This window comes from Streptomyces sp. ATCC 21386, assembly GCF_018728545.1.
Classification (GTDB): Bacteria; Actinomycetota; Actinomycetes; order Streptomycetales; family Streptomycetaceae; genus Streptomyces.
Genome location: NZ_JAAVVL010000001.1, coordinates 3,929,651 through 3,955,089 on the forward strand (window position 1 = coordinate 3,929,651; position 25,439 = coordinate 3,955,089).

The following is a 25,439-nucleotide window of genomic DNA, read 5'->3' on the forward strand; positions in this document are numbered from 1 at the left end:
CCGGGCGGGCGGTGGTGCGAGGCCGCCCGGCCTCCACGCTGCCCGTCGGGGATGTCCGCGCATGTATCCAGGTGGTGGGGTGCCAGCTGCTCTGAGGGCGTTCGAACGGGGCCCTGCACGTGCCGAGGGCCTGTGCGCCGTCAGTCGGCTCCCCCGGAGTGCATTCGGCTAGCCTTTCCCCGCGGGAGGGCACGCGAAACCACTCTCAGGGTGATTATCACTCGGCGTGGCGAGTGCGGTGGTCGTTGACGCACCCCTGGTGGCTGCCTACCGTCGATAAGGCAGGTCAAGGACGGAGGTCGGCGTGGGAAGCAGCGGCGACGGTACGGCTGGGGGTGCCCCCGGACGCAGGCTGGGGGACGGCGGCCCGTACCCTCCCCCAGGCTCTCGGCTGAGCTCGAGCTGGGGGGACCCCCATCACGGCAGCGCGGCCGGTCACGTCCCGCAGCGGCCCGCGGTCGTGCAGGACAGCGCGGAGGCGGCGTCCGAACCGCATGAGAACGTCGGCTACCGCGGTCCCACCGCGTGCGCGGCGGCCGGCATCACCTACCGGCAGCTCGACTACTGGGCCCGCACCGGTCTCGTGGAGCCGAGTGTGCGTTCCGCGCAGGGCTCCGGGACACAGCGCCTCTACAGCTTCCGGGACGTCGTCGTCCTCAAGATCGTGAAACGGTTCCTCGACACGGGGGTGTCGCTGCAGAACATTCGCACCGCCGTCCAGCACCTGAGGGAGCGGGGCTTCAGTGATCTGGAGCGGATGACGCTGATGAGTGACGGGGCGACGGTCTACGAGTGCACCTCGCCCGACGAGGTCCACGCCCTGCTCCAGGGCGGCCAGGGGGTCTTCGGGATCGCCGTGGGGGTCGTTTGGCGTGATGTGGAAAGCGCTCTCTCCCAACTGCACGGAGAGCGGGTGGACACCGGGGAGACACTCGTGGGCCACAACCCGTCGGACGAGCTCGCTCGGCGACGCAACCGGGCGGTCTGAGAGGCCCGCCGAGGGGCCCGGCGGCGTGAGGCGGTGCCGCCGTCGATGCGGGGCATGGGGCATTGTCAGTGGCGTAGGGCAGCATCGGACATGTGAGAACCGCGCCCACCATCCTGCATCTCGACATGGATGCCTTCTACGCCTCGGCGGAGCAGGCGTCCAAGCCGAGTCTGCGCGGGAAAGCCGTTGTGGTGGGCGGGTTGGGGCCTCGGGGAGTGGTCGCGACCGCCTCGTACGAGGCGAGGGTCTTCGGGGTGCACTCGGCGATGCCGATGGCGCAGGCGCGTCGGCTCGCTCCCAACGCCGCGTATCTCACGCCGCGCTTCACGTTCTACCGGGCGATCAGCGATCAGGTCATGGGGCTGTTGCGGGATCTGTCTCCGCTGGTGGAGCCGTTGAGCCTGGACGAGGCGTTCGTGGATCTGGAGGCCGGGGGAGCGGCCTGGGACGAGGAGTCCGCGCGTCTGGTGGGGGTGCGGTTGCGGGCGGACATACGGGCGGTGACCGCGCTCACCGGTTCCGTGGGGCTCGCGGCCTCCAAGATGCTCGCGAAGATCGCCTCCGAGCAGGCCAAGCCGGACGGGCTGGTGCTGATCGAGCCCGGGACCGAGCGGGCGTTGTTGGGCCCGATGTCCGTACGGATCCTGCCGGGCGTGGGGCCGGCGACCGGGGACCATCTGCGGCGGGCCGGGATCACCACGGTCGAGGAGATCGTGGAGGCCGGGGAGGACGAGATCGTCCGGCTGCTGGGCAAGGCGCACGGGCACGGGCTGTACGCGATGGCGCTGGCGCGGGACGACCGCGCGGTCGTGGCCGAGCGGGACACCAAGTCGGTGTCGGTGGAGGACACCTACGACGTCGACATCCATGACCGGGTGCGGGTGCGGATGGAGGTGCAGCGGCTCGCGGACCGGTGTGTGCGGAGGTTGCGAGGGGCCGGGCTGTCGGGGCGGACGATCGTGCTGAAGGTGCGGCGGTACGACTTCTCGACGCTGACCCGGTCCGAGACGTTGCGGGGGCCGACGGACGACCCCACGGTGGTGCGGGAGGCCGCGGGGCGGCTGCTGGAGGCCGTGGACACGACGGGTGGTGTGCGGCTGCTGGGGGTGGGCGTCAGCGGGCTCGCCGACTACACGCAGGAGGATCTGTTCGCGCAGGCGGCCGGTGAGGCGGGTCCTGTCGAGGACGACGCCGGGGCCGCCGGGGCCGCTGTGGACGCGCCCGCCGTGGAGGAGCGTGCGGGTGGGGACCGGCCGTGGAGGGCCGGGCACGACGTGCGGCATGCCGAGTACGGGCACGGGTGGGTGCAGGGAAGTGGGCTGGGGCGGGTCACCGTGCGGTTCGAGACGCCGGACGACGTGGAGCCCGGGCGTGTGCGGACGTTCCGGACCGATGATCCGGAGCTGGAACCGGCTGAACCGTTGCCGTTGGTGCCGGGTGGGGTGCGGGGCTGATCGCGGCCGGGCCGCGTCGTCGGGGCTGAGGGCGGTGGCGGCGGGATCAGGGGAGGCCGGGACCGGGCGGGTGGCAGGCTCGGGGGAGGGTCAGGCGGGATGGCCGGCATCAGGTACTGACGGACGACGAGGAACACGTCGAGCTGAATCGGGGGAGCCGGGAACAGGGGATGAGCCGGAACATGGGACCGAGGAGGAAGGCGCCCGGGTGGTGGAGCGTGGCGGCCGTGTGGCGCATCGAGGTCGGCGCCTCGGCGCGCGGGGACAGTGAGGTGGTCCGGCCATGGAGGGACTCCGGGTGCAGGTCAGTTGTCGTCCCTGCCTGCCGTGTTGCCGAAGTCGTGGTCCAGGGGTGGGGGTGGGGCCGTGTCCAGACCGTAGTGGTGGTAGAGCTGGAGTTCCTGTTCCGGGGAGAGGTGGCGGCCCACGCCGAAGTCGGGGGCGTCCTTGATGAGGGAGCGTTCGAAGGGGACACGGAGGGTGCCCTCGACCAGTTCGCTCGGCTCCAGGGGGACGAAGGCGTCGCGGCCGAAGAAACCCATGCGTATCGCGGCCCACTCGGGTATGCCGGTGGCGTCGTCGAGGTAGACCTCGTCCACGGTGCCGATCTTGCTGCCCCTGCGGTCGAACGCCTTGCGGCCGATCAGGTTGCGCGGATCGATGTCGGTCTGCACGGGCCCTCCAAGTGGTCGCAGAACGGTCGCACATCGTGTCTCATGACTACCAAAAGGCACATCGGGGGCGGCGGCCACTCGAAGGTGAGTGCGTTGACCGCGCTGATACGCTGGCAGCGGCTGTTGACCCCGTGCGGGAGAGTCCTCCGGACACCATCCGGAGGCGCCGAAGGAGCAAATCCTCCCCGGAATCTCTCAGGCTCACGTACCGCACGGACGAGGTCACTCTGGAAAGCAGAGCGGGTGTCACGGCTCCCGCTCTCACCGACGGTGAAAACCGGCCCGAACCAGGACCGGTGAAGCTCTCAGGTTGAGATGACAGAGGGGGAGGCCGTCCGGGCACCCGTGCCGTGGTGCCCTCGAAGGTCGTGTCAGACCAGGAGGCCTCCGTAATGACCGCCCATCGCATTCCGCTCTCCGAGCTCGAACAGGGAATCCCCTTCGAGCGGCGTCACATCGGCCCGGACGCCGGGGCCCGGGCCAAGATGCTCGCGCACGTCGGGTACGGCTCGCTCGACGAGCTGACGGCCGCCGCGGTGCCCGATGTGATCAAGAACGCCGAGGCGCTCGAACTGCCGGGCGCCCGCACCGAGGCCGAGGTACTGGCGGAGCTGCGTTCGCTGGCGGACCGCAACCAGGTGCTCGGGTCGATGATCGGGCTCGGGTACTACGGGACCTTCACGCCGCCCGTCATCCTGCGCAACGTCATGGAGAACCCGGCCTGGTACACCGCCTACACGCCGTATCAGCCCGAGATCTCCCAGGGGCGCCTGGAGGCGCTGCTCAATTTCCAGACGGTCGTCGCCGAGCTGACCGGACTGCCCACCTCCGGGGCCTCCCTGCTCGACGAGGGCACCGCAGCCGCCGAGGCGATGGCGCTGTCCCGGCGCATGGGGAAGAACAAGAAGGGGCTCTTCCTCGTCGACGCGGACGCTCTGCCGCAGACCGTCGCCGTGATCCGGACCCGTGCCGAACCGACCGGGGTCGAGGTCGTCGTGGCGGACCTGAGCGAGGGGATCCCGGCCGACATCGCCGAGCGGGAGATCAACGGGGTGCTGCTGCAGTACCCCGGTGCCTCCGGTGCCGTACGCGATCTGAAGCCGGTCATCGAGCAGGCGCACGAGCTCGGCGCGCTCGTCACCGTCGCCGCCGACCTGCTCGCCCTCACGCTGCTCGTGTCGCCCGGTCAGCTGGGTGCCGACATCGCGGTGGGGACGACGCAGCGCTTCGGTGTGCCGATGGGCTTCGGCGGTCCGCACGCGGGCTACATGGCCGTTCAGGAGAAGTTCGCGCGCAGCCTGCCCGGGCGGCTCGTGGGCGTCTCCGTGGACGCGGACGGACACAAGGCGTACCGGCTCGCCCTGCAGACGCGGGAGCAGCACATACGCCGGGAGAAGGCGACCAGCAACATCTGTACGGCTCAGGTGCTGCTCGCCGTGATGGCCGGGATGTACGCCGTCTACCACGGGCCGGAGGGGCTGCGGACCATCGCCCGGCGTACGCACCGGTACGCCACCGTGCTCGCCGCGGGGCTCGCCGCGGGTGGGATCGAGGTCGTGCACGGCGCGTACTTCGACACGCTCACCGTGCGGGTGCCGGGGAGGTCCGGTGAGGTCGTGGCGGCCGCGCGGGAACATGGCGTGAACCTGCACCCGGTGGACGCCGACCTGGTGTCGATCTCCTGCGACGAGACCACCACCCGGGCGCAGCTGGGCGCCGTGTGGACCGCGTTCGGGGTGGAGGGGGATGTCGAGGCCCTGGACGTCGAGGCCGAGGACACGCTGCCCGAGGCGCTGCTGCGGTCGGACGACTACCTCACGCACCCGGTGTTCCACGAGTACCGCTCCGAGACCGCGATGCTGCGCTATCTGCGCCGGCTCGCCGACCGGGACTACGCGCTGGACCGGGGCATGATCCCGCTGGGCTCCTGCACGATGAAGCTCAACGCGACCACCGAGATGGAGCCGGTGACCTGGCCGGAGTTCGGGCAGCTGCACCCGTTCGCGCCCGCCGGGCAGGCGCAGGGGTACCTCACGCTCATCCGTGAGCTGGAGGAGCGCCTGGCGGAGGCCACCGGGTACGACAAGGTCTCGCTGCAGCCGAACGCGGGTTCGCAGGGCGAGCTGGCCGGGCTGCTGGCCGTGCGCGGGTACCACCGGGCCAACGGCGACGCGCAGCGGACCGTGTGTCTCATCCCTTCCTCGGCGCACGGCACCAACGCGGCGAGCGCCGTCATGGCCGGGATGAAGGTCGTCGTCGTGAAGACCGCCGAGGACGGCGAGATCGACGTCGAGGACCTGCGGGCGAAGATCGAGCAGTACCGCGACGAGCTGTCGGTGCTGATGATCACGTACCCGTCCACGCACGGGGTGTTCGAGGAGCACGTGGCCGACATCTGCGCGCAGGTGCACGACGCCGGTGGGCAGGTCTACGTCGACGGGGCCAACCTCAACGCACTGGTGGGGCTCGCCAAGCCGGGCCACTTCGGCGGCGACGTCTCGCACCTGAACCTGCACAAGACGTTCTGCATCCCGCACGGCGGCGGCGGTCCGGGCGTCGGACCGGTGGCGGTGCGCGAGCACCTGGCGCCGTTCCTGCCCAACCACCCGTTGCAGCCCGCGGCCGGTCCGGAGACGGGCGTGGGCCCGATCTCGGCGGCGCCGTGGGGCTCGGCGGGCATCCTGCCCATCTCGTGGGCGTACGTCCGGCTCATGGGTGGCGAAGGGCTCAAGCGGGCCACTCAGGTGGCGGTGCTCAGCGCCAACTACATCGCCAAGCGGCTGGAGCCGCACTACCCGGTGCTCTACACCGGTCCCGGCGGGCTCGTGGCGCACGAGTGCATCATCGATCTGCGGCCGCTGGCCAAGGCGACCGGGGTGAGCGTCGACGACATCGCCAAGCGGCTGATCGACTACGGCTTCCACGCGCCGACGATGTCGTTCCCGGTGGCCGGGACGCTGATGATCGAGCCGACCGAGTCGGAGGACCTCGGTGAGCTGGACCGGTTCTGCGACGCGATGATCGCCATCCGGGCGGAGATCGAGAAGGTCGCCTCGGGCGAGTGGCCGGCGGACGACAACCCGCTGCGCAACGCGCCGCACACCGCGGCCGCGCTGGGCGGGGAGTGGGAGCACGCCTACACCCGTGCGGAGGCCGTCTTCCCGGCCGGTGTCTCACCCGCCGACAAGTACTGGCCGCCGGTACGCCGGATCGACCAGGCCTTCGGCGACCGGAACCTCGTCTGCTCCTGCCCGCCGTTGGACGCCTACGCAGAGTAGTCGTCCGCGGATACGCGTCGGGGCCGGTTCGGAGAGTGCGTTCTCCGGCCGGCCCCTCTTCTGTCCGGGCGGACGTCCTGTACGGGGACGTTCACCCTGCGCGCACGTCTGTGCGGCTCAGGCGGCTGTCACCACGCTGCCCATGGGGCGGTGCGGTGCGATGATCTGGCCGTCCGGCAGGAGCTCACCGGTGTCCTCGAAGAGCAGAACGCCGTTGCAGAGCAGGCTCCATCCCTGCTCCGGGTGGTGCGCCACGAGTCGGGCGCCCTCCCGGTCGGCGGACTCGGCTGTCGGGCACAGTGGCTGGTGCTGGCACATGGTTGTTGGGATCTTTCGGCTTGTCGTGTGGTCTGAGTCAGTTGGTTTGTCCGACCCGCGGCTTGAAGCCTCGTTCATGGCCGCCCCCCGTTGTGATAAATCGGTCCGGTCCCAGTGTTGCCCCACGGGCGTCAATCCGCAGGCATTTCACAGCACGGCTTCTTCACAGATTGATGACGCGTCCCTCGCGCGGACGGTTCATCCCCGCCCCCCTGTCCCTTCGGGTGGTTCGCCATGGTCGGATGGGGCTAGTCAGGTGGTGGGATAGCGAGCGAATAGCTCGTACGAGCGTAATGCTGCCCGAAAGAGCGCGCATTCTCGGTGAGGGGCAGAGGGAAAACGAGCGCCCCGCCGCCGGGGAATCGGCAGCGGGGCGCGGGCGGTGCGAAGAGGCGAGTCGGCCTTGGTTCAGGCGGGTGATCCCATCAGGGGTGCGGGCGTGAGCCGGGTGGTCAGCACCGGGAGGAGATCGGCGGCCCGGTGCGGGCGGTGGGCGGCGATACCGGGCGGGGCCGGCGCCAGGGGGACCAGCAGGTCGTCCGGGGCCGGGTGGCCGCAGGCGCCGTCGGCGGTGGGGTCGGCGTGCAGCCACAGCGTGAGCATGTACAGCTCGGGCACGGACAGCAGGCGTGGCTGGTAGGGCAGCTGCATGACCTCGGCCTGGCGCAGGGCGAGCTCGGTGGAGGCGATGTACGGGCCCTCGAAGAAGTGCGAGAACACCCAGCCGTCCGGGGTCAGCCGGGTCTCGGCGGCGGCCACGGCGCGGTCGCCGCAGCGGATCAGGAACCGCCATCCGGTGAGCCGGGCGGTGCCCGTGCCCTCCGGGGTGATCCGGTCGAGGACGTGGACGGGCAACGGAAGTTCGGGTGTGGCGGGGCCCGAGGCGTTCTTCAGCGACGGAGTACGCGCCTCGTGGACGGCGGTGGGAGAACCGAGTGCCATGAGGACGGTGCGCAGGGCGGGCGCGGGAGCCGGGGGGACATGCAGCGGCATGGTGGGTCGCCTCTCCATTCGACAGGCACGGTGGCGCGAGGGCCGTGGCGGACGGCGCTGTCAGCTCGCGGGGATCGGAGAGACGGGTGCCCGGGGTCCGGGTGCGTGGGTGGGTCCGCCGCGCGTGGACTGACGGCGGGACCGAGGACCGCGAGTGCCGCTCTCAGCCTCGTTTGCAGAGTTTATACGACACGTGTTCACACAAGGTTTCGTCTAGCCGTTCCTCATATGAAGAACAAGGCGGTATCAGGTCGCCGGGAGCTGTCCGTCGACCCGCTTTTTCAGCGGGGACCGCCGGTGGCCTCGTAATACCGGCACGTAGTGGACGGCCTGTTCTCGTCGGCGCTTTTCACGAAACACAACAGGTGGAAAGCGCGTGCTCTTTCATGCCTGCTGAATGTGCCAGAAGCACGCCGAGTGAATAGTGTCGTAGGTGACCGGCGTTCAGCCTAGCGTGCGCAGGTCGCGGCCGGGACGTTATCAGCGGCTCCACCGGGGCATCATCATTCGTGGACCCGAGACAGCAGTGGCCGGATCGTCGGCCTGCCCATCCAAGGAGGGACCCCTAGATGGGAGAGAAGGTCGTGGCGGGGCCGTTCGGCCTCTCCGATCGCCAGCAGTACCGCGACAAGTTGAGGCAGTGCCTGGCGGGGCTGGCGCGGCTGCTGGAGGAGAAGCGCTTCGATCGCCCCAAGAACCTGATGGGCGTGGAGATCGAGCTGAACCTCGTCGACGGTGACGGGCTGCCCAGAATGATGAATGCGCAAGTACTGGAGCGGATTGCGAGCCGAGATTTCCAAACAGAACTCGCCATGTTCAACCTGGAAGTCAACATTGCTCCACACCGGCTCGGCGGCAGGGTATTCGACCAGCTTTCCGAGGAGCTGCGCACCTCCCTCGCGTATGCCGACCGCAAGGCGATCGAAGTCGGCGCCGGAATCGTGATGATCGGCATTCTGCCGACCCTGGGCCGGGACGACCTGGTCTCCTCGAACCTCTCCGCGGGCGACCGCTACACCTTGCTCAACGACCAGATCGTCGCTGCCCGGGGTGAGGACTTCACCCTCGACATCGACGGGGTGGAGCGGCTCGTCTGCACCTCGAAGTCCATCGCGCCCGAAGCGGCCTGCACCTCGGTGCAGTTGCACCTCCAGGTCACCCCGGGCCGGTTCGCCGACGTGTGGAACGCCGCCCAGGCGGTCGCCGCCGCGCAGGTCGCCATCGGCGCCAACTCGCCGTTCCTGTTCGGGCACGAGCTGTGGCGCGAGTCGCGACCTCCGCTGTTCCAGCAGTCGACCGACACCCGGCCGCCCGAACTGCAGGCCCAAGGGGTGAGGCCGCGCACCTGGTTCGGGGAGCGCTGGATCTCCTCGGCGTTCGATCTCTTCGAGGAGAACCTGCGCTTCTTCCCGGCCCTGCTGCCCATCTGCGACGAGGAGGACCCGATGGCCGTCCTCGACGCGGGCGGCGTGCCCTCTCTCGCCGAACTCACCCTGCACAACGGCACGATCTACCGCTGGAACCGGCCCGTCTACGGCATCGCCGACGGGGTCCCGCACCTGCGCGTGGAGAACCGGGTACTGCCCGCCGGGCCGACCATCACGGACGTGATCGCCAACGCCGCCTTCTACTACGGCGTGGTACGCGCCCTCGCCGAGGAGTCGCGGCCGATCTGGACACGGTTGCCGTTCGAAGCAGCCGCAGCCAACTTCGACGAGGCATGCCGGCACGGCATCGACGCGCGGCTGCAGTGGCCGCGCGGGCGCTACGGCGGGGTGGGGCCGGTGGACGCGGTGAACCTGGTACGGGACGAGTTGTTGCCGCTCGCCGAGGCGGGGCTGGACGCGTGGGGGGTCGAGCCGGTCGATCGCGACTTCTACCTCGGTGTGATCGAGGAGCGCTGTCGGCGCCGGGCCAACGGGGCGTCCTGGCAGGTCGAAACGTTCCACCGGGCTCTGGCCAAAGGGCTGGGCCGGGACGAGGCGCTGGCCGCCACGACACGGCGCTACGGCGAGCTGATGCACTCCGGGGAACCGGTCCACAGCTGGCCGGTCGGGCTGCCGGAGCCGGTGCCGCTGGGCTGAGAGCCGGCCTCCGCCGGGCCGTCGGCCGCCTCCCGGGCGTCGCGTCCGGTCGGCTGGGTCGCCGGGACCGGCCTCCCGGGTGTCCTGACCGTACGGGTGCGCGCTGAGAAGGGACGCCGACGGAATGTCGCGGACCGCCGCGGGTGATGATGGACCCTCGGCGGGCCGGACAACGGGAGGCGTGGGTGCAGGGGCAGGCGGAATCGGTGGAGGGCGCGGTACCGGGAGAGCGGCCGGGCCGACGGATTCTGAGGGACGAGACGCTCCTCGTGCTCGCGCTCTCGCTCGGTGCGAGCGGGGTGTCCGCGCTGATCAGCTTCATCGGATCGGTGACCGAACCCGGTGGGCTCAAGGACCAGGCGGCCACCATGAACGCCTCGGCCGCGCCGGGCCGGCCGTGGCTCGACCTCGCGTGGCAGCTCTTCGGCATCACGACCGCGCTGGTGCCCGTCGCGCTGGTCGCGCACTTCCTGCTGCGTGAGGGCGCCGGGCTGCGGACCCTCGGCTTCGACCGGACGAAGCCGTGGCCCGATCTCGGCCGGGGTGCGGCGATCGCCGCGGTGATCGGCAGCACCGGGATCGCCTTCTACCTGGCGGCACGCGGCCTCGGCTTCAACCTCACCGTGGTGCCGGAGGCGCTGCCCGAGGTGTGGTGGAAGTACCCCGTGCTGATCCTCTCCGCCATCCAGAACGCGATCCTCGAAGAGGTCATCGTGGTGGGGTATCTGCTGCGCCGACTCCAGCAACTGGGCTGGTCGCCGGGGAGCGCGCTGGCCGCCAGTTCGGTGCTGCGCGGCTCCTACCACCTCTACCAGGGCATCGGCGGCTTCGTCGGCAACATGGTGATGGGCGTGGTGTTCGTCTATCTGTACCGGCGGTGGGGGCGAGTGGGCCCGCTGGTGGTGGCCCACTCGCTGCTCGACATCGGGGCGTTCGTCGGATACGGCCTGCTGGCCGGGAGGGTGGACTGGCTGCCCACGCCGTGAGCGGGGTGCGGCCGGAGGGGGCGACGGCCGTCTGTCAGGCGAGGAGTTCGCCGTCGATGACCGTGACCGCGCGGCCGGAGAGCAGGGTGCGGTCCCCGCGGAGTCCTGTGCGGACATGGCCGGAGCGGGGGGAGGCCTGGAGGCCGGTGAGATCCGGGCTGCCCAGGCGCGCGGACCAGAAGGGGGCGAGGGCGGTGTGGGCGCTGCCCGTGACCGGGTCCTCGTCGATGCCGATGTTCGGGAAGAAGCAGCGCGAGACGTAGTCGTGGCCGGCGGCGGCGTCCTCGGCGCGGGCCGTGGCGATGATGCCGCGCTCGGAGTAGCGGCCGAGGGAACGCAGGTCGGGGGTCAGACCGAGGACCGTCTTCTCGTCGGCCAGCTCCAGCAGCAGGTCGCCCACCTGCGGGCCGGTGTCGAAGGCGCTCAACGGCTCAGCGCCCAGGGCCTCCGCGACGCCGTCCGGGACGGGCACCGGGGTGAGGAGCGCGGTCGGGAAGTCGAGGGTGAGGGAACCGTCCGGCTGGGGTGTGGCGATGAGGACGCCGCTGCGCGTGGCGAACCGTACCGGGCCCTCGTGGGTGTGGGTGCTGTTCAGGACGTGCGCCGTGGCCAGTGTGGCGTGGCCGCACATCGCCACCTCGGCGACCGGCGTGAACCAGCGCAGCGCCCAGTCGGCTTCGCCGCCCGCCGGGAGGGGGTGGGCGAACGCGGTCTCGGCGTGGTTCACCTCTCTGGCCACGTTCCGGAGCCAGGCGTCGTCCGGGAAGGCGTCGAGGAGGAGGACTCCGGCCGGGTTGCCGGAGAAGGGGCGGTCGGTGAAGGCGTCGACGATACGAATGCGCATGGGACGACGCTAGGCGGTTCGGGGAGCCACGGGCCAAGGCCAATTCCGGGACGGTGGACTGATGGATCGGTTCCCATGGGCCACTTTCGCCGGACGGTGGGCCGGTGGGCAGAAATGCCGCCTGGTGGACGGGATGCGGCCGGGCATACAGGGCTCGACCTGGCAGAGGGGGCCCGCGGGGTTGACGGGCCGGCCTGGTAGTCGGGTCCGCGGGGTGGACGGGCCCGCGGGGTGGACGGGGCCCGCCTGGTGGACGAGGGTCCGCCCGGCAGCCGGTGGTCCGCCTAGTGGACCGAGAAGCCGCCGTCGACGAAGATCGTCTGCCCGGTGATGTAGCCGGCCGAGCGCCCGGACAGGAACACCGCGGCGCCGGCGAAGTCGTCGGGGAGACCGTTGCGGCCCGTCAGGGTGCGGGCGGCGAGCGCCGCCACCTGCTCCGGGTCGGACGACAGGCGAGTGTTGAGCGGGGTCGGGACGAAGCCGGGGACCAGGGTGTTGCAGGTGACGCCGTGCGGTGACCACTCCTCGGCCTGCGAGCGGGCCAGTGACTCCAGAGCGCCCTTGGAGACGCCGTACGCGCCGCTGCGGACGAACGCCCGGTGCGCCTGCTGGGAGGTGATGTGGATGATGCGTCCGTATCCCCGCTCGGCCATGCCGGGCCCGAAGCGCTGACCCAGCAGGAAGGGCGCGTCCAGGTTCACCGCCATCGTGGTGTCCCACACGTCCTCGCCCACATCGCTCAGCGGGGGACGGAGGTTGACGCCGGCGCTGTTGACGAGGATGTCGGGTTCGCCGAACGCCTCCGTCGCCTGCTCCGCCGCCGCGCGCACGCCGGCTCGCGTGCCGAGGTCGCCGCTCACCCAGGCCGCGCGGCAGCCGTCCGCCGTCAGCCGTTCGACCGTGGCCGCCAGTTCCGTCTCCCCGCGCGCGACGATCACGACGCTCGCCCCGGCCCGGGCGAGTGCCGTGGCGATGGCCTTGCCGATGCCGGAACTGCCGCCTGTCACCACGGCTTTCCGGCCGTCGAGGGAGAACAGTCGGGAGAGGTAGCTGTCGGAGATCATTCCCGCACCTTAGGGCGATCGTCGGCGGATGCGGTGCACGGGGGTGATCGGATGCGGGTTCGGGAGGTGTGCGGCTGCTCGGGCGCGGCCCTGCCGGGGCGCACCGGGGGTTGCGGCCCGGCGGTTCGCGGGTGAGCCGGGACGGACTTGCCGACCTGGCCGGCCGTCCTGAGCTACATCGAGGTCGGTGCGTGCGGGGAGCGGAGTACCAACAGGGTGATCTCGCTGGGGGCGAAGACGCGGAATGGCGGGCCCCAGAAGCCGGTGCCGCGGCTGGTGTAGAGGAGGGTGCGGGTGCCGTGCCGGCTGAGACCGGCGAGGGCGGGCTGGTCGAGGCGGACCAGGTGGTGGAAGGGCCAGATCTGGCCGCCGTGGGTGTGGCCGGAGAGCTGGAGGTCGATGCCGGCCGCTGCCGCCCGGTCGATGAACTTGGGCTGGTGGGCCAGGAGCAGGACGGGTAGGTCGGGGTCGGCGCCGTCCAGGGCTCCGGTGAGGTGGGCGCGGTGGCCTGCAAGGCCGGAGGCTTCGGCGGTGACGTCGTCCACTCCGGCGACGACGAGGGTGTCGCCGCCTCGTTCGAGCAGCACGTGGCGGTTGCGCAGCGGTTCCCAGCCCAGCTCGTCCATCAGGTCGACCCAGCCCTGGGCCTGGCTGTAGTACTCGTGGTTGCCGGTGACGTACACGCGGGCGTGGGTGGCCCGCACGGTGGCGAGCGGGGCGGCCTGGGCGCGGCGGCGTTCGGCCGTGCCGTCCGCGATGTCGCCGGTGTGGCAGACCAGGTCCGCTTCCAGGGTGTTCACCGTCTCGCACACCCGTGCCGACCAGCGGGCGCGGTCGAGCGGGCCGTAATGGGTGTCGGTGATGAGGGCGACGCGCAGGCCGTCCAATCCCGCGCCCAGCCGGGGGAGTCGCACGTCGAGACGGCGCACACGTGGCACGCGGCGGGCTTCGACGTATCCCCAGGCGAGGAGTGCGGCGGCGGTGCCGAGGACGGCCCAGGTGACGATGCGGGCCCGGTCCTGGCTCTCGCCGACGCCGGTCACGGTCAGAGCGAGCCGCAGGAAGAGGCCGAGCAGAACGGACCAGGTGAACAGAACCCAGCTGGTGCCGAGCAGGGTGTCGCCGATGATCGCCGCCCTGTCTTGCTGGCGTCTCCCGTGGCCGCGCGCCATCGCGAGCGGCATGCCGATCAGCCCGAGGACGAACAGCGCGGTGCCGACCGCCGTGACCGGCAGCGGCCAGTGCTGGCCGGCGAACAGGAGCACCCAGCAGGGCACGGTCCACAGGAGGACGGGGGCGATCAGCGGGAGAGCGCGCATCAGGCGGTGCAGTCGGCTCTGCCGCTGAGCTTGCGCGTCGCTGTCGGCGGGTCGGGTGTTGCTGGTGTCGGTCACGCTGCCACTCCCTGGCCATGCTGCTGTCTCGCGCAGGGTATCCGGTCGTCCCTGGGCTCGTGTACGCACTGCTGTGCGACCCCCGCTCGTGAACTGACGGTCGGCGCAGGGTGCTTGAGGTCCGGCGGATCGCACCGCCTGTCGCGCCCCGTTCTGGCGGGCCCCCGTCCCGCCCCGCGTCCGGGGTGTTGTCATTCGATCGGTTCCGATATATCGTTGAGGCATCGCGACAGATTCGCGACAGATCAACGATGGATGGAGTGATGGCAATGCGTTCCCGTGGACAGGACTTCGGATTCGAGCATGGGCATGGGCGACGCGGTGGGGAGCACCACCGCGGACGAGGTGACGGCGAGGCGCTGCGTGCCGCCTTCGGGCCGTTCGGGCCGGGCCATGGTGGTCCCGGGCCGTTCGGGCCCTTCGGTGGTGGCCCGTGGGGCGGACGTGGCCGAGGCGGACCCAGGGGAAGGGCGCGGCGGGGCGATGTGCGTGCCTCGATCCTGGCCCTCCTCAAGGACAGGCCCATGCACGGCTACGAGATGATCCAGGAGATCGCCGAGCGCAGCGGCGGGGCGTGGAAGCCCAGCCCCGGCTCGGTGTACCCCACCCTCCAGTTGCTGGAGGACGAGGGGCTGATCGCCAGCGCGACCGAGGGCGGCAAGAAGCTGTTCTCGCTCACCGAGGCCGGTCGCACCGCGGCCGAGGAGGGGCCCGAGGCTCCTTGGGAAGAGGCCTCGCGCGGGGTCGACTGGGAGGCGCTGAGTGAGATCCGGCAGGCCGGCTTCGGTCTGATGGAGGCGTTCGGCCAGGTCTGGAAGACCGGCGACAAGGACCAGCGCGACAAGGCGCTGACGGTGATCAACGAAGCCCGCAAGAAGCTGTACCTGATCCTCGCCGACGAGGACTGACAGCGCTGAGTGGGTGAGGCGAGACAAGGGAGCGCCCCCGGAGTGATCCGGGGGCGCTCCCGTATGTGCTGGCGCACGGGAGCGGGGGGCTTCGGTCAGGCGACGAGTGCGCCCAGTTTGCGCAGGGACTCGTCGAGCGCGGCCGTGGCGGAGTCCTTGAGCTTGCCCGCCATGAGGGAGACCGCGGCACCGGTGAACCGGCCGTCGACGCGGACCGTGGTGGCGTCGCCGTCCGGGGTGAGGGTGTAGCGCGTGGTGAGGTCCACGGCCATCGGGCCCTTGCCGCGGATGGCCAGGGTGCGGGCGGGTTCCAGCTCGGCGATGGTCCACTCGACCTCCGCCGGGAAGCCCATGAGCCTCAGGTTCTCCTGGAAGGTGCCGCCCACTTCGAGGGTCCGCGGGCCGCCGTGGGGGAAGCCGGTGTGGGTCGTGTTCCACTCGCCGTACGCGGACCAGTCGACGAGCCGGGCCCAGACCTGCTCGGCGGGCGCCTCGATGCGTGCCTCCGCGCTGACATCGGCCATGCGACAACCCCTTCGTCTCGGACGGTGGTGTCACGGAACGTAGCCCCGGGCCCCGGAACATTCAATACTGATGACCCGTCAGAAAAGGCGGGCCGGCCGATGGTTCGGGGCCTAGGGTGCCTGGCGGATCAGCGCCGCGTCGAACAGGTCCCATGCGCGGGGCAGATGACTTTCGTCGTGGCAGTGCCAGGCCTCCCAGAACAGGTCCGCGGGCAACGCCGTCTCGGGGGCGTACACCCGGTACACGTACTGTCTGCCGTCGATCGCCGGCAGGGTCACCAGCCAGCACCCGCTCTCCATGGGGTGAGGGACGAGCGCCGGTGCCATGCGGTTGCGTGCGGGGCGCGGCGCGAAAAGCCGCGCGCCCCTGGGGTGTGCACGGCCCTGTCTCATCCCCAGGGAGGAGAAGCGGGTCCTTCCTGCGCAACCTGTGTGGGACACGAAGATGCTTCCTGTCGTGGATGACCCGGGGGTGGTGGGCCTGATGGGGTGGAGGGCGTGCGACCCCCTATGCCCCGGCAGTCGGCCGTAGATCATGGTCCGGACCACGTGGAGATCGAGGGCAGGCTCACGGACGAGCTGGCCTCGGTGATCGCCGCCGCGCGCAGACGGGCCCTCCGGGACGGGGACCGGCAGATCGACACCGCCCATCTGCTGCACACGCTCCTGGAGTCCGACCCCGACGTCCGCGCCCTCTTCGACGGACCGCAGGTCGCCCGGCTGCTCGGCTATCTGGTGCAGCGCAGCATCGGCTACGGGCTGCGCTGGCAGATCGGGGTCGAGGACGCCGGAGCCCTCCCGGGTGCGCCGGGCACGCCCGGCTGGTCGCCGGTCGCGGCCCGCGCGATGGGTCAGGCGTACGACCGTGCCGTGCGACGGGGTGAGCGGTCGGCCCATGGTGTGGACCTGCTCGCCGCGCTGGTCGCGGCCACCGGTTCGCGGGCCGTGGAGGTGCTGGCCGCCGTGGGTGTCGACGTCGGGGCCGTGGCTCGGCGGGTCGTGCGGACGGGCGAGGCCCTCTGACGCCAGGTGGGCCGCGGTCCAGTCGGTGAGACAGGTGTCAATGAGGGTGACGCTCCTGTCGTCGGCTGCCATCATGTGCCGGTGCATACGTCTCAGAGGAGTCACGGACAACGCGGTCGGGGTGTCGGGCTGGTGCTCGCGCTCGGGTCCGCCGTCGCATTCGGCGGGTCGGGCACGGCGGCCAAGCCGCTCATCGAGGCGGGGCTCGATCCGTTGCACGTGGTGTGGCTGCGCGTCGTCGGCGCCGCGCTGGTGATGCTGCCGTTGGCTGTCCGGCACAGGGACCTGGTGTGGCGGCGGCCCGCGCTGCTCGTCGGTTTCGGACTGTTCGCCGTGGCCGGTGTGCAGGCCTTCTACTTCGCGTCGATCTCCCGCATCCCCGTCGGAGTCGCCCTGCTCGTGGAGTACCTCGGCCCGGCGCTCGTCCTCGGGTGGGTGCGATTCGTGCAGCGGCGGCCGGTGACCCGGGCGGCGGCGGTCGGGGTCGTCCTCGCGGTAGGGGGCCTCGCCTGCGTCGTCGAGATCTGGTCCGGGCTGAGCTTCGATCCGCTGGGGCTGCTGCTGGCGCTCGGCGCCGCCTGTTGTCAGGCCGGGTACTTCGTGCTGTCCGACCAGGGGAGCGAGGCCGGGGCCGAGGCACCGGACCCGCTCGGCGTGATCGCCTACGGACTGCTGGTGGGGGCGGCCGTGCTCACGGTGGTGGCCCGGCCGTGGGGGATGGAGTGGGCGGTGCTCGGGGGCACCGCGGTGATGGACGGGACGGCCGTTCCGGCGTGGGTGCTGCTCGGGTGGGTGGTGCTGATCGCCACGGTGCTCGCGTATGTGACCGGAGTGGTGGCCGTACGGCGGTTGTCTCCCCAGGTGGCCGGGGTGGTGGGGTGCCTGGAGGCGGTGGTGGCGACCGTGCTCGCGTGGGTGCTGCTGGGTGAGCACCTGGGCGCGGCGCAGATCGTCGGCGGGCTGGTCGTGCTGGCCGGGGCGTTCGTCGCGCAGCGGTCCGCGCCGGGCAGGAGGGCGCCGAGGAAGGTGGCGTCCGGTGGGGAAGGGGTGGGGGCCGAGGTGTCGGTGGGCCGGGGGCGATGAGGTGGCCAGGGTCCGGTGAGATGCGGCCGTTGAGGCGGTTCGGGGCCTGACGTCCGCGGGGTGCGGGCCCGTTGTGGTTGCTCGCGCAGTTCCCCGCGCCCCTTGGGGCGCGGGTCAGGGGCGCGGGTTCGCCGGTGGCTACAGGGATTTGAGGTAGGCCGGGAGTTCGGTGCCCGGGGCCAGGCCGGGATCCGGGATCGGGGTTCCGTAGCCCTTGCGGAGGGGGACGACGCCGGCCCAGTGGGGGAGTGTGAGGTCCTCGGGCTCGTCGTTGACGCCGCCGGTGCGGGTCTTGGCCGAGACCTCGTTCAGGTCGAGGCGGATCACGGCCGTGGCCGCGAACTCCTTGCGGTCGGCGGGCCGGGAGTCCCGCGATCGGCCCGGTACGACATGGTCGACCAGCGCGTCCAGGGCGATCCGGCGCTCCTCCGGGTCGGTCACCTGGTGCGCGGTGCCGTGCACCACCACCGACCGGTAGTTGATCGAGTGGTGGAAGGCGGACCGGGCCAGGATCAGCGCGTCCACATGGGTGACCGTCAGGCACACCGGGAGGCCCGGGTCGGCCTGGCCTGTCATCCGCAGTGGCCGCGAGCCCGTCGAGCCGTGCACATAGAGCGTCTCGCCGACGCGGCCGTACAGCGTCGGCAGCACCACCGGGGCGCCGTCGCGGACGAAGCCGAGATGGCAGACGTACCCCTCGTCGAGTATCGCGTGCACCAACTCCCTGTCGTACGAGGCCTTCTGGGCGGCCCGGGTGGGGACGGTGCGCTCGGTGGGGGTGTAGGCGGCGGGCGGTGGTGTCGTCGGCTCCGGTGTCGTCGGCCGCTCGGTCCCCGTCATTGCGCTCTCCATTGCACTAGTGCATAATTAGATTTGTGCTAGGAGAATACCTGATCGCTGGTCGACGTGCAGTCGAGATTGCGGCGAGCGTCGAGCAGGCGGTGGCGGAGGGCGGGCTGGAACCCGGTCAACTGCTGCCGCCCATGCGGGAGTTGGCGGACCGGCTCGGCGTGAATCCCAACACCGTCGCGGCTGCGTATCGCACGCTCCGGGAGCGCGGGGTCATCGAGACCGCGGGGCGCCGGGGCAGTCGTGTGCGGTCTCGGCCGGCGACGACGGGACGGGAGTACATCCGGGTCGAGGTCCCCGACGGTGTGCGGGACCTCGCCGACGGCAATCCCGATCCGGCGCTGCTCCCGCGCCTTGCGGAGGCGTTCGCGGCCGCCGCCGGGCAGGGCGACCGGGAACCGGTCCTCTACGGGGCGGCGGCGGTGGAGCCCGAACTGGCGCGGATCGCGCGGGCCGACCTGGACGCCGACGGCGTGCCGGACGGGCCCGTCGCCGTCACCTCGGGGTCGCTCGACGCCATCGAGCGGGTGCTGGCCGTCCACCTCAAGCCTGGGGACGCCGTCGCCGTCGAGGACCCCGGGTGGGGGAGCGTGCTCGATCTGGTGCCCGCGCTGGGGCTGCGGGTCGTCCCCGTCGGCGTCGACGACGAGGGGCCGCTCCCCGACGACGTACGAGGGGCGCTGGACGGCGGGGCGCGTGCCCTGATCGTCACCGACCGGGCGCAGAACCCGACCGGCGCCGTCGTGAGCGCCGCTCGTGCGCGTGCCCTGCGGTCCGTGCTGGCCGAGCATCCGGAGACCCTGCTCATCGAGGACGACCACGGCCACCGGATCGTCGACCAGCCCCTGCATCCGCTCGCCGGGGGAACCCGCAGCTGGGCCTTCGTACGGTCGGTCGCCAAGGCGTACGGCCCCGACCTGCGGCTCGCCGTGCTCACCGGTGACGCGGTCACCGTCGACCGGGTGCGGGGCCGGCAGCGGCTGGGGCCCGGCTGGGTGAGCCGGCTGGTGCAGCGGGCCATCGTCCGGCTGTGGTCCGACGGCGCGGTGGACGCGGAGGCCGTGGCCGGGGCGTACGGGCGGCGGCGGGACGCGCTGATCGGTGCGCTCGCGCGGCGCGGGGTGGAGGCGCACGGGGTCAGCGGGATGAACGTGTGGATCCGGGTGCCGGACGAGACCGGCGCGGTCGCACGGCTGTTGCACGCCGGTTGGGCTGTCGCGCCCGGGGCGCGTTTCCGGATGAGCGCCCCGCAGGGGATCCGGATCACCGTCTCCACCCTCACCGAGGAGGAGATCGGGACGTTGGCGGACGCGGTGGCCTCGGCGATCGGACCGGGGGCGGGAGTGGGATACGTGTGAGGTCAGGGCACGGTGGTAGGGACGCGAGCGGGATGCGTGTGACGGCACGGCGGTCGGGGCGCGAGCGGGATGCGTGTGACGGCACGGCGGTCGGGACGCGAGTCGTGTACGTGTGACGTCACGGGCGGCGGCGTGGGCGAGGCGCGTCCGCCGGGACGCCCGGCTCCCCGCCGGATCCGGTGCGCGGTCCGGCCTGTGTCAGTGCCGCCCCCGCCAGGACGATCGCCGCGCCGACCGGGGTCGACCACGTCAGGGACTCGCCGAGGAGCGCGACGCCGGCGGCCGTGGCGATGACCGGGATGAAGTAGGTGACCATCTGGGCCGTCGTCGGGCCGACCTCGGAGACGAGCCCGTACTGGACGAGCATCGCGACCCCCGTGCCCAGGGTGCCCAGTGCGACGACCGCCAGCAGGGGCAGTATCGGGAAACTGCTCGGCACGCTCGTGAACAGCGGGGTGACGAAGGCCAGTTGCGCGGTGGCCAGCAGTAGTTGGGCGCCGGTGAGGGAGAGGTGCGACGCGGTGGTGCCGGCCAGGGTGCGGCGGACGTAGATCCAGCCGACGGGATAGCTGAGGGAGGCCAGCAGCGCCAGCGCGGTGCCCGTGGCGTCCACGCCCTGAAAGCCCTGCCAGGCGCCGAGCACGGTGAGGACTCCGAGGAACCCGAGGCCGAGACCGGCGACCCGCACCCGGGTGGGGCGGTCCTCGGAGAGCGCGACCAGGGAGAGCGCCATGCCCCACAGGGGCGAGGTCGCGTTGCAGATGCCCGCCAGCGTGGACGGGACGGTCAGCTCCGCGTAGGCGAACAGGGAGAACGGCAGGGCGTTGAGGAAGAACGCGGCCACGGTGAGGTGACCCCACGTGCGGGCGCCGCGCGGCAGCCGCTCCCGACTCACCGCCATCGCACCCGCGAGGACCAGGGTGCCGAACAGCAGCCGCCCCAAGGTGACCTGGAAGGGTGCGTACGCCTGTGTGCCCACCTTGATCAGAAGGAAGCTGAAGCCCCAGACGAGGGAGAGGAAGGCGAAGCGCAGCCGCCAGTCGACGGCGGCGCGGGAACGGTCAGGGGCACGGCCGGCGGCGGCTCGGGCGGGCGTGGCGGTGGTCATGCGCCCACGATGGCGCCCGGTGATCTCGTAGCACAAGTGAGAATTGGTGAGCCGATTCTCGTAGTATCGCTTACATGTTGAACCTGGAGCGCCTGCGCACCCTGGACGCCCTCGCCCGGCACGGCTCGGTCAGCGGGGCGGCCGAGGGGCTGCATGTGACGACCTCGGCCGTCTCGCAGCAGATGGCCAAGCTGGAACGCGAGGTGGGGCAGCGGCTCCTCGCCAAGAACGGGCGGGGGGTGCGCCTCACCGACGCGGGGCGGCTGCTCGCCGAGCACGCCGCGCGCATCCTGTCGCAGGTCGAGCTGGCGCAGTCGGCACTGGAGGAACAGCGGGGACAGGTGGTCGGCGAACTTCGGCTGGCCGCGTTCCCGACGGCCGTCCGGGGGTTGTTTCCCGCCGTCTTCCGCGCGCTGCGTGAGGACCATCCCGCGCTGCGCGTGCGGTCACGGGAACTGGAACCCGAAATCGCCGTCGACGCCGTGATCCGGGGCGACGTCGACCTGGCCGTCGTCCTCGACTGGTACAACAAGCCGCTGCCCGTGCCCGCGGGGCTGGCCAGGGCCGCGATCCTCGACGACCCGGTGGAGGTGGCCCTGCACGAGGACCATCCGCTCGTCGCCCGGGACGAGATCGACCTGCGGGAGCTGGCCCAGGAGTCGTGGGTCGCCTGGCCCGAGGGCGAGTTCTGCCACGAATGGCTGCTCTACACGCTGCGGGCCAACGGCATCGAGCCCCACATCGCCCACCGCGCGGGCGAGCACCACACGCAACTCGCCCTGGTCGCCGCGGGGTTGGGCGTCTGCATCGCGCCCCGGCTCGGCCGGGACCCGATGCCGGCCGGGGTGCGGACCGTGCCGGTGCGCCACCGGGTCCACCGTAGCGTGTACGCGGTGTGGCGCTCGGACGCAGACCGACGGCCGTCCATCAGGGCGGCGGTGGAGGCGCTGCGGACCGCGGGCGACGGGTGCGGGGCGGGCTGAACCGAGGGTGCGTCCGTTCGCCGAGGGGGCCGGTCATGTCGAGCCCAGTTTGCGGAAGTCCCAGGACGCGACGGCCTCCGGTGTCAGACGCAGCCAGGCGTGCCTGCCGTCGTGGGGCATCTCGTCGATGCCGAAGTTCTTCCGGGCGAACAGCCGCTCCACCTCGACGAGTTCGGGGACGGGCTCGCCCGTGCGCGGGACCTCGCCGACGAGATCGACGGTGCCGGACAGTTCGACGCCGCGCAGTTCGCCGTACTCCTCGCCCGCGTCGACCACGACGGCCACGCGCGGGTCGCGACGCAGCACGGACCAGCGTTTGCTGCGGGTGATCGAGTAGAGCCAGAGCGCGGTGCCGTCCCAGACGAACCAGAGCGGGGTGACGTGCGGGGCGCCGTCGGACCCGACTGTCGCCACCCGGCAGGTGCGCTGCGTGCTCAGGAACTCGTCCAGTTCGGCGGGTTCCATCATGATCTTCCGGCCCCGGCGCTGGGTGACGGTCATGGAGTCCCCTCTCCTGACGTGGCGTCAGAAGAGCATCGGTCGTCTTCCGTCCCTGCGCAAGGGGCGTTACGCTCCACCGCCCGATCGCCGGCGACAGGGGGAGCGTCATGCCCGCGTACGCGAGTGAGTCCAAGCGGCGACGGGAGTTGGGCCGGCTCCTCGATCCCGCCACCACCGCCCTGCTCACCGTCGAGTGCCAGCAGGGCGTTGTGGGACCCGGCGGCGCGCTGCCCGAACTCGCCCGGGAGGCCCGGTCGTCCGGGGCGCTCGCGCGGGTCGCCCGGCTGGTCACCGCGGCCCACGGATGCGGGGCGCAGGTCCTGCACGCGGTCGCCGAGCGACGGCCCGACGGCCGGGGCGCCAACCGCAACGCACGGTTGTTCCGCGCGGCGGAACGGCTGCCCGTACGGCAGTTGACGGGCACCGAGGCCGTACGGGTCGCGCCGCCCATCGAGGTCGCCGAGGAGGACCTGATCGTACGGCGGCTGCACGGGCTGTCCCCGCTGGCGGGTACCGACGTGGACGCGCTCCTGCGCAACCTGGGCTGCCGCACCGTGGTCGTCGCCGGCGTCTCGGCCAACGTGGCCGTGCCGAACGCCGTGTTCGACGCGGTCAACCTGGGCTACACGGTGGTCGTGCCCGGCGACGCCATCGCGGGGGTGCCTGCCGACTACACCCCCGCGATGATCCGTCACACCCTCGCGCTGGTCGCCACGGTCGCGACCACGGACGAGGTGGTGGCGTGCTTCGAGCGGCCCGCGGAGCCGTCCGACTGCTCGACCGGCGAGCGCTAGGCCAGGGTGATCGAGTCCCCGGACACGGTGACCTCCTTGGCCGGCAGCGCCTTCGTCGCCGGTCCGCTCTTCACGCTGCCGTCAGCGATCGAGAAGTTGCTGTTGTGGCAGGGGCAGTTGATCACGCCGTCGGCGATCGTCTTCACCGCACAGCCCTGGTGGGTGCAGACGGACGAGAACGCCTTGAACGTGCCCGCCTCGGGCTGGGTGACGACGACGCCCTCGCTCTCGAAGATCTTGCCGCCGCCCTCGGGGATGTCCGCGGTCTTCGCGATCTCCTTGCCGCCCGTGCTGCCGCCGGTCGTGTCGCCGCCCGTGCTGCCGCCGGAGTCGGCGTTCGCGTCGCCGCCGGCCCCGGCGCCGGACGAACTCGACGTCGACGCGTCGTCCTCCGATCCGCACGCGGTCAGCGCGACGGCGAGCCCCGCCACGCCGGCGGCCGCCATGACGGTGCGACGGCCCGGGATCGAAGCGGGTTTGGTCGATTCGCTGGTCATGCTGACGGTTCCTTCCGAGATGGCTTCGCACTTTCGCCCATGGATACGGCGGGTCTGCGCTTGAACGTTCAGACAGGGTGCACATCTTGACCTGTCCGGGATCACGACGGCGTCAAAAGCAGCTGTCTGAAAGCTGTCGGTCGGCGGCCTCAGGCCCAGGGCGCCACGGGGACGAAGGAGCGGCCGGCCCGGTCGGAGGCCGTTTTCCCCGAAGGGTCGAGCCACAGCTGGAGGTTGTCCCGGTGGCAGAGGTAACGGCCGGGGTAGTTGTACGACTCCAGGGAGACCGAACCGGCCGTGGAACCGGAGCGGGGGCAGAAGGTGGCGTCCTTCCGGAAGATGGCGGATCTGTCGTCGACGTCCAGCCGGATGCGGAAGGCGTAATGCCGCAGGTACCTGCCCTTGGTGTCCCTGAGGGAGTAGCAGCGGGGGTCGGCCAGGCCGGGGACGAAGGTGAAGGTGGCCGCCTGCCGGGTGGAGGCGGAGCTGTCGGCGCCGACCGGGCCGAGGACGCCGAGTGAGCCGGACCGGCTGACGTAGGCGCCGGGGCTGTCGACCGAACGCAGGGCGTGCCGCCCCGAGATCCGCGCCTCGGCCGTCGTCGCCGGGGAGGCCGTCGGCGTCGATCTCGGCACCGGTGTCGGTGTCGCCGTCGGTGTGGCGGACGGCCGCTGGGGCGGCGACTCGGACAAGGTCGTGGGCGCCTGCGGGGCCACGACAGCGGGCAGCGCGGCCTCCTCGTGCGATCCCGTGGCGGCGTACCAGGCCACACCGGCAGCCGCCAGCGTGACGGCACCTGCGGCTGCCGCCGCCATGGGCTTGGCGGCCAGCTTGCCGAACGTCCGAGCGGCACGGCTCGCACCACTCGCCGTATGCGTGCTCGTGCTCGTGCTCGCGCTCACGGTCGCCGCGGCCGAGCCCTCCCCCAGGGCCCTGGCAAGCACCAGGCCGGCCAGGCCGACCGGTACCGGCACCAGCGCGAGACCGGCCAGCAGCCCCTCCGCCGGTATCAGGTCGGAGGAGCGCGACAGGCACTGCGGACAGTCGCGGACATGGCGTGCCGCCCGCTTGCGCCACAGGCCGGACGGCCGCCCGTCCCACGAGGTGAGCACGGTGGCCAGGTCCGGGCAGCGCGGCGACGCCGTCACGGCCCGTACGACGGTGCGCGCCGTCTCCAGCCGCTCCTTGACCCGCTGGACCCGGACCGCCGCGTGCTGCGGGGTGAGATCGCAGGCCGTCGCGAGCTCACCGCGGGTCAGTTCACCGGCGCTCTCCATCCACCACAGCGCGAGTACCTCGCGTTCCTCGTCCTCCAGCCAGCGGGCCGCCTCCACCGCTTCACGCCGCTGGCCCGACAGCGCGAGCCGAAGGATCGCCAGGTCGGAGAAGTCGGCCTGCGGGTCGGCTTCGTGGGCGTTCTCCTCCAGGGGTTCCGCGGCGAGCCAGGTGCGCCCCCTGCGCCACCGGTCACGGATCTGTCGCACGGTGATGGCGACGAGCCAGGACCGGAACCGATCCGGTCGCTCCAGTCCGGGCAACCCGTCCAGGACCCGCACCATCGTCTCCTGGACCACGTCGTCGACGTCGCTGTGCCCGTCCAGCGCCCGCCCGACGATGTTGTAGACCAACGGCAGGCAGTCCCGTATCAGCTGTTCCGCGGCCTGCGCGTCCCCGGTCCGCGCCGCCTCGACGACGGCGACATCCGGTCGTTCCTGCCTGTTCCGCGAACGCACT

24 protein-coding genes and 1 riboswitch are annotated in these 25,439 nt (G+C 71.6%); of the genes, 11 read left to right on the forward strand and 13 right to left on the reverse strand.

Annotation, left to right across the window (positions count from 1 at the left end; all coding sequences use genetic code 11):
- Positions 1–304: 304 nt before the first annotated feature.
- Entirely contained in the window at positions 305–988 is a 684-nt protein-coding gene (locus tag GWK25_RS17170; RefSeq protein ID WP_215451071.1) for a MerR family transcriptional regulator, read from the forward strand.
- Between the two features lie 92 nt (positions 989–1,080).
- Positions 1,081–2,442, forward strand: a complete 1,362-nt coding sequence (locus GWK25_RS17175; RefSeq protein ID WP_215451072.1) for a DNA polymerase IV — start codon at positions 1,081–1,083, stop codon at positions 2,440–2,442.
- 305 nt (positions 2,443–2,747) lie between these two features.
- Here GWK25_RS17175 and GWK25_RS17180 read toward each other — a convergent pair whose 3' ends face one another.
- Entirely contained in the window at positions 2,748–3,116 is a 369-nt protein-coding gene (locus tag GWK25_RS17180) for a PRC-barrel domain-containing protein (protein WP_215451073.1), read from the reverse strand.
- A 124-nt stretch (positions 3,117–3,240) separates the two neighbouring features.
- Positions 3,241–3,337, forward strand: a riboswitch (glycine riboswitch).
- 171 nt (positions 3,338–3,508) lie between these two features.
- Between GWK25_RS17180 and gcvP the strand changes: the two genes are divergently transcribed.
- Positions 3,509–6,394, forward strand: a complete 2,886-nt coding sequence (gene gcvP, locus GWK25_RS17185) for an aminomethyl-transferring glycine dehydrogenase (protein WP_215451074.1) — start codon at positions 3,509–3,511, stop codon at positions 6,392–6,394.
- A gap of 117 nt (positions 6,395–6,511) precedes the next feature.
- On the opposite strand, the gene GWK25_RS17190 is transcribed toward gcvP, so the two are convergent.
- A complete protein-coding gene (locus GWK25_RS17190) occupies positions 6,512–6,712 on the reverse strand; it encodes a DUF5999 family protein (protein WP_086756025.1) in 201 nt (66 codons plus the stop codon).
- Between the two features lie 408 nt (positions 6,713–7,120).
- Positions 7,121–7,705 carry a hypothetical protein gene (locus GWK25_RS17195; protein ID WP_215451075.1) on the reverse strand — a complete coding sequence of 195 codons (585 nt, stop codon included), beginning with the start codon at positions 7,703–7,705 and terminating at the stop codon, positions 7,121–7,123.
- 569 nt (positions 7,706–8,274) lie between these two features.
- On the opposite strand from GWK25_RS17195, the gene GWK25_RS17200 reads away from it, so the two are divergent.
- Both GWK25_RS17200 and GWK25_RS17205 read left to right on the forward strand, forming a co-directional pair.
- Positions 8,275–9,789, forward strand: a complete 1,515-nt coding sequence (locus GWK25_RS17200) for a glutamate--cysteine ligase (protein WP_215451076.1) — start codon at positions 8,275–8,277, stop codon at positions 9,787–9,789.
- 185 nt (positions 9,790–9,974) lie between these two features.
- Complete coding sequence (locus GWK25_RS17205; protein WP_215451077.1) at positions 9,975–10,775, forward strand: CPBP family intramembrane glutamic endopeptidase; 801 nt, start codon at positions 9,975–9,977, stop codon at positions 10,773–10,775.
- A gap of 34 nt (positions 10,776–10,809) precedes the next feature.
- Here GWK25_RS17205 and GWK25_RS17210 read toward each other — a convergent pair whose 3' ends face one another.
- The 3 genes from GWK25_RS17210 to GWK25_RS17220 form a co-directional block, all read right to left on the reverse strand.
- Positions 10,810–11,619 carry a PhzF family phenazine biosynthesis protein gene (locus GWK25_RS17210; RefSeq protein WP_215451078.1) on the reverse strand — a complete coding sequence of 270 codons (810 nt, stop codon included), beginning with the start codon at positions 11,617–11,619 and terminating at the stop codon, positions 10,810–10,812.
- 284 nt (positions 11,620–11,903) lie between these two features.
- On the reverse strand, positions 11,904–12,683 hold the full coding sequence (locus GWK25_RS17215; protein WP_215451079.1) for an SDR family NAD(P)-dependent oxidoreductase: 780 nt from the start codon (positions 12,681–12,683) through the stop codon (positions 11,904–11,906).
- 173 nt (positions 12,684–12,856) lie between these two features.
- Positions 12,857–14,077, reverse strand: a complete 1,221-nt coding sequence (locus tag GWK25_RS17220; RefSeq protein ID WP_215451080.1) for a metallophosphoesterase — start codon at positions 14,075–14,077, stop codon at positions 12,857–12,859.
- Positions 14,078–14,346: 269 nt separating this feature from the next.
- Here GWK25_RS17220 and GWK25_RS17225 point away from each other — a divergent pair, with 269 nt between their 5' ends.
- Complete coding sequence (locus GWK25_RS17225; protein WP_374200616.1) at positions 14,347–14,985, forward strand: PadR family transcriptional regulator; 639 nt, start codon at positions 14,347–14,349, stop codon at positions 14,983–14,985.
- 95 nt (positions 14,986–15,080) lie between these two features.
- Here the strand turns inward: GWK25_RS17225 and GWK25_RS17230 are convergent, their stop codons facing one another.
- Entirely contained in the window at positions 15,081–15,509 is a 429-nt protein-coding gene (locus GWK25_RS17230) for an SRPBCC family protein (RefSeq protein ID WP_215451082.1), read from the reverse strand.
- Positions 15,510–15,620: 111 nt separating this feature from the next.
- Positions 15,621–15,809: a hypothetical protein gene (locus GWK25_RS17235; RefSeq protein WP_215451083.1), complete on the reverse strand. Its 189-nt coding sequence runs from the start codon at positions 15,807–15,809 to the stop codon at positions 15,621–15,623.
- 210 nt (positions 15,810–16,019) lie between these two features.
- Between GWK25_RS17235 and GWK25_RS17240 the strand changes: the two genes are divergently transcribed.
- Together GWK25_RS17240 and GWK25_RS17245 are read left to right on the forward strand one after the other, a co-directional pair.
- Positions 16,020–16,532, forward strand: coding sequence for a Clp protease N-terminal domain-containing protein (locus GWK25_RS17240; RefSeq protein WP_215457405.1), 513 nt, complete (start codon positions 16,020–16,022; stop codon positions 16,530–16,532).
- Between the two features lie 75 nt (positions 16,533–16,607).
- Complete coding sequence (locus GWK25_RS17245) at positions 16,608–17,615, forward strand: DMT family transporter (RefSeq protein ID WP_215451084.1); 1,008 nt, start codon at positions 16,608–16,610, stop codon at positions 17,613–17,615.
- A 138-nt stretch (positions 17,616–17,753) separates the two neighbouring features.
- Here GWK25_RS17245 and GWK25_RS17250 read toward each other — a convergent pair whose 3' ends face one another.
- Entirely contained in the window at positions 17,754–18,455 is a 702-nt protein-coding gene (locus GWK25_RS17250; RefSeq protein ID WP_215451085.1) for a pyridoxamine 5'-phosphate oxidase family protein, read from the reverse strand.
- 35 nt (positions 18,456–18,490) lie between these two features.
- Here GWK25_RS17250 and GWK25_RS17255 point away from each other — a divergent pair, with 35 nt between their 5' ends.
- Positions 18,491–19,822: an aminotransferase class I/II-fold pyridoxal phosphate-dependent enzyme gene (locus tag GWK25_RS17255; RefSeq protein ID WP_215451086.1), complete on the forward strand. Its 1,332-nt coding sequence runs from the start codon at positions 18,491–18,493 to the stop codon at positions 19,820–19,822.
- 118 nt (positions 19,823–19,940) lie between these two features.
- Here the strand turns inward: GWK25_RS17255 and GWK25_RS17260 are convergent, their stop codons facing one another.
- Positions 19,941–20,930, reverse strand: coding sequence for a DMT family transporter (locus GWK25_RS17260; RefSeq protein ID WP_215451087.1), 990 nt, complete (start codon positions 20,928–20,930; stop codon positions 19,941–19,943).
- Between the two features lie 74 nt (positions 20,931–21,004).
- Here GWK25_RS17260 and GWK25_RS17265 point away from each other — a divergent pair, with 74 nt between their 5' ends.
- Positions 21,005–21,913 carry a LysR family transcriptional regulator gene (locus GWK25_RS17265; protein ID WP_215451088.1) on the forward strand — a complete coding sequence of 303 codons (909 nt, stop codon included), beginning with the start codon at positions 21,005–21,007 and terminating at the stop codon, positions 21,911–21,913.
- 33 nt (positions 21,914–21,946) lie between these two features.
- Here GWK25_RS17265 and GWK25_RS17270 read toward each other — a convergent pair whose 3' ends face one another.
- On the reverse strand, positions 21,947–22,414 hold the full coding sequence (locus GWK25_RS17270; protein ID WP_215451089.1) for a pyridoxamine 5'-phosphate oxidase family protein: 468 nt from the start codon (positions 22,412–22,414) through the stop codon (positions 21,947–21,949).
- Between the two features lie 107 nt (positions 22,415–22,521).
- Between GWK25_RS17270 and GWK25_RS17275 the strand changes: the two genes are divergently transcribed.
- On the forward strand, positions 22,522–23,208 hold the full coding sequence (locus GWK25_RS17275) for a cysteine hydrolase (protein ID WP_215451090.1): 687 nt from the start codon (positions 22,522–22,524) through the stop codon (positions 23,206–23,208).
- Here GWK25_RS17275 and GWK25_RS17280 read toward each other — a convergent pair.
- Entirely contained in the window at positions 23,205–23,705 is a 501-nt protein-coding gene (locus GWK25_RS17280; protein ID WP_215451091.1) for a Rieske (2Fe-2S) protein, read from the reverse strand. The genes GWK25_RS17275 and GWK25_RS17280 overlap by 4 nt on opposite strands.
- Positions 23,706–23,854: 149 nt before the next feature.
- Entirely contained in the window at positions 23,855–25,438 is a 1,584-nt protein-coding gene (locus GWK25_RS17285) for a sigma-70 family RNA polymerase sigma factor (protein WP_215451092.1), read from the reverse strand.
- Position 25,439 lies beyond the last annotated feature (1 nt).

Bases quoted from the DNA above. Each gene is read 5' to 3' on its own strand.
- gcvP (WP_215451074.1), top strand. From the start codon at position 3,509: ATGACCGCCCATCGCATTCCGCTCTCCGAGCTCGAACAGGGAATCCCC.
- GWK25_RS17190 (WP_086756025.1), bottom strand. From the start codon at position 6,712: ATGTGCCAGCACCAGCCACTGTGCCCGACAGCCGAGTCCGCCGACCGG.
- GWK25_RS17195 (WP_215451075.1), bottom strand. From the start codon at position 7,705: ATGCCGCTGCATGTCCCCCCGGCTCCCGCGCCCGCCCTGCGCACCGTC.
- GWK25_RS17200 (WP_215451076.1), top strand. From the start codon at position 8,275: ATGGGAGAGAAGGTCGTGGCGGGGCCGTTCGGCCTCTCCGATCGCCAG.
- GWK25_RS17210 (WP_215451078.1), bottom strand. From the start codon at position 11,619: ATGCGCATTCGTATCGTCGACGCCTTCACCGACCGCCCCTTCTCCGGC.
- GWK25_RS17215 (WP_215451079.1), bottom strand. From the start codon at position 12,683: ATGATCTCCGACAGCTACCTCTCCCGACTGTTCTCCCTCGACGGCCGG.
- GWK25_RS17225 (WP_374200616.1), top strand. From the start codon at position 14,347: ATGCGTTCCCGTGGACAGGACTTCGGATTCGAGCATGGGCATGGGCGA.
- GWK25_RS17230 (WP_215451082.1), bottom strand. From the start codon at position 15,509: ATGGCCGATGTCAGCGCGGAGGCACGCATCGAGGCGCCCGCCGAGCAG.
- GWK25_RS17235 (WP_215451083.1), bottom strand. From the start codon at position 15,809: ATGGAGAGCGGGTGCTGGCTGGTGACCCTGCCGGCGATCGACGGCAGA.
- GWK25_RS17240 (WP_215457405.1), top strand. From the start codon at position 16,020: ATGCCCCGGCAGTCGGCCGTAGATCATGGTCCGGACCACGTGGAGATC.
- GWK25_RS17250 (WP_215451085.1), bottom strand. From the start codon at position 18,455: ATGACGGGGACCGAGCGGCCGACGACACCGGAGCCGACGACACCACCG.
- GWK25_RS17260 (WP_215451087.1), bottom strand. From the start codon at position 20,930: ATGACCACCGCCACGCCCGCCCGAGCCGCCGCCGGCCGTGCCCCTGAC.
- GWK25_RS17265 (WP_215451088.1), top strand. From the start codon at position 21,005: ATGTTGAACCTGGAGCGCCTGCGCACCCTGGACGCCCTCGCCCGGCAC.
- GWK25_RS17270 (WP_215451089.1), bottom strand. From the start codon at position 22,414: ATGACCGTCACCCAGCGCCGGGGCCGGAAGATCATGATGGAACCCGCC.
- GWK25_RS17275 (WP_215451090.1), top strand. From the start codon at position 22,522: ATGCCCGCGTACGCGAGTGAGTCCAAGCGGCGACGGGAGTTGGGCCGG.
- GWK25_RS17280 (WP_215451091.1), bottom strand. From the start codon at position 23,705: ATGACCAGCGAATCGACCAAACCCGCTTCGATCCCGGGCCGTCGCACC.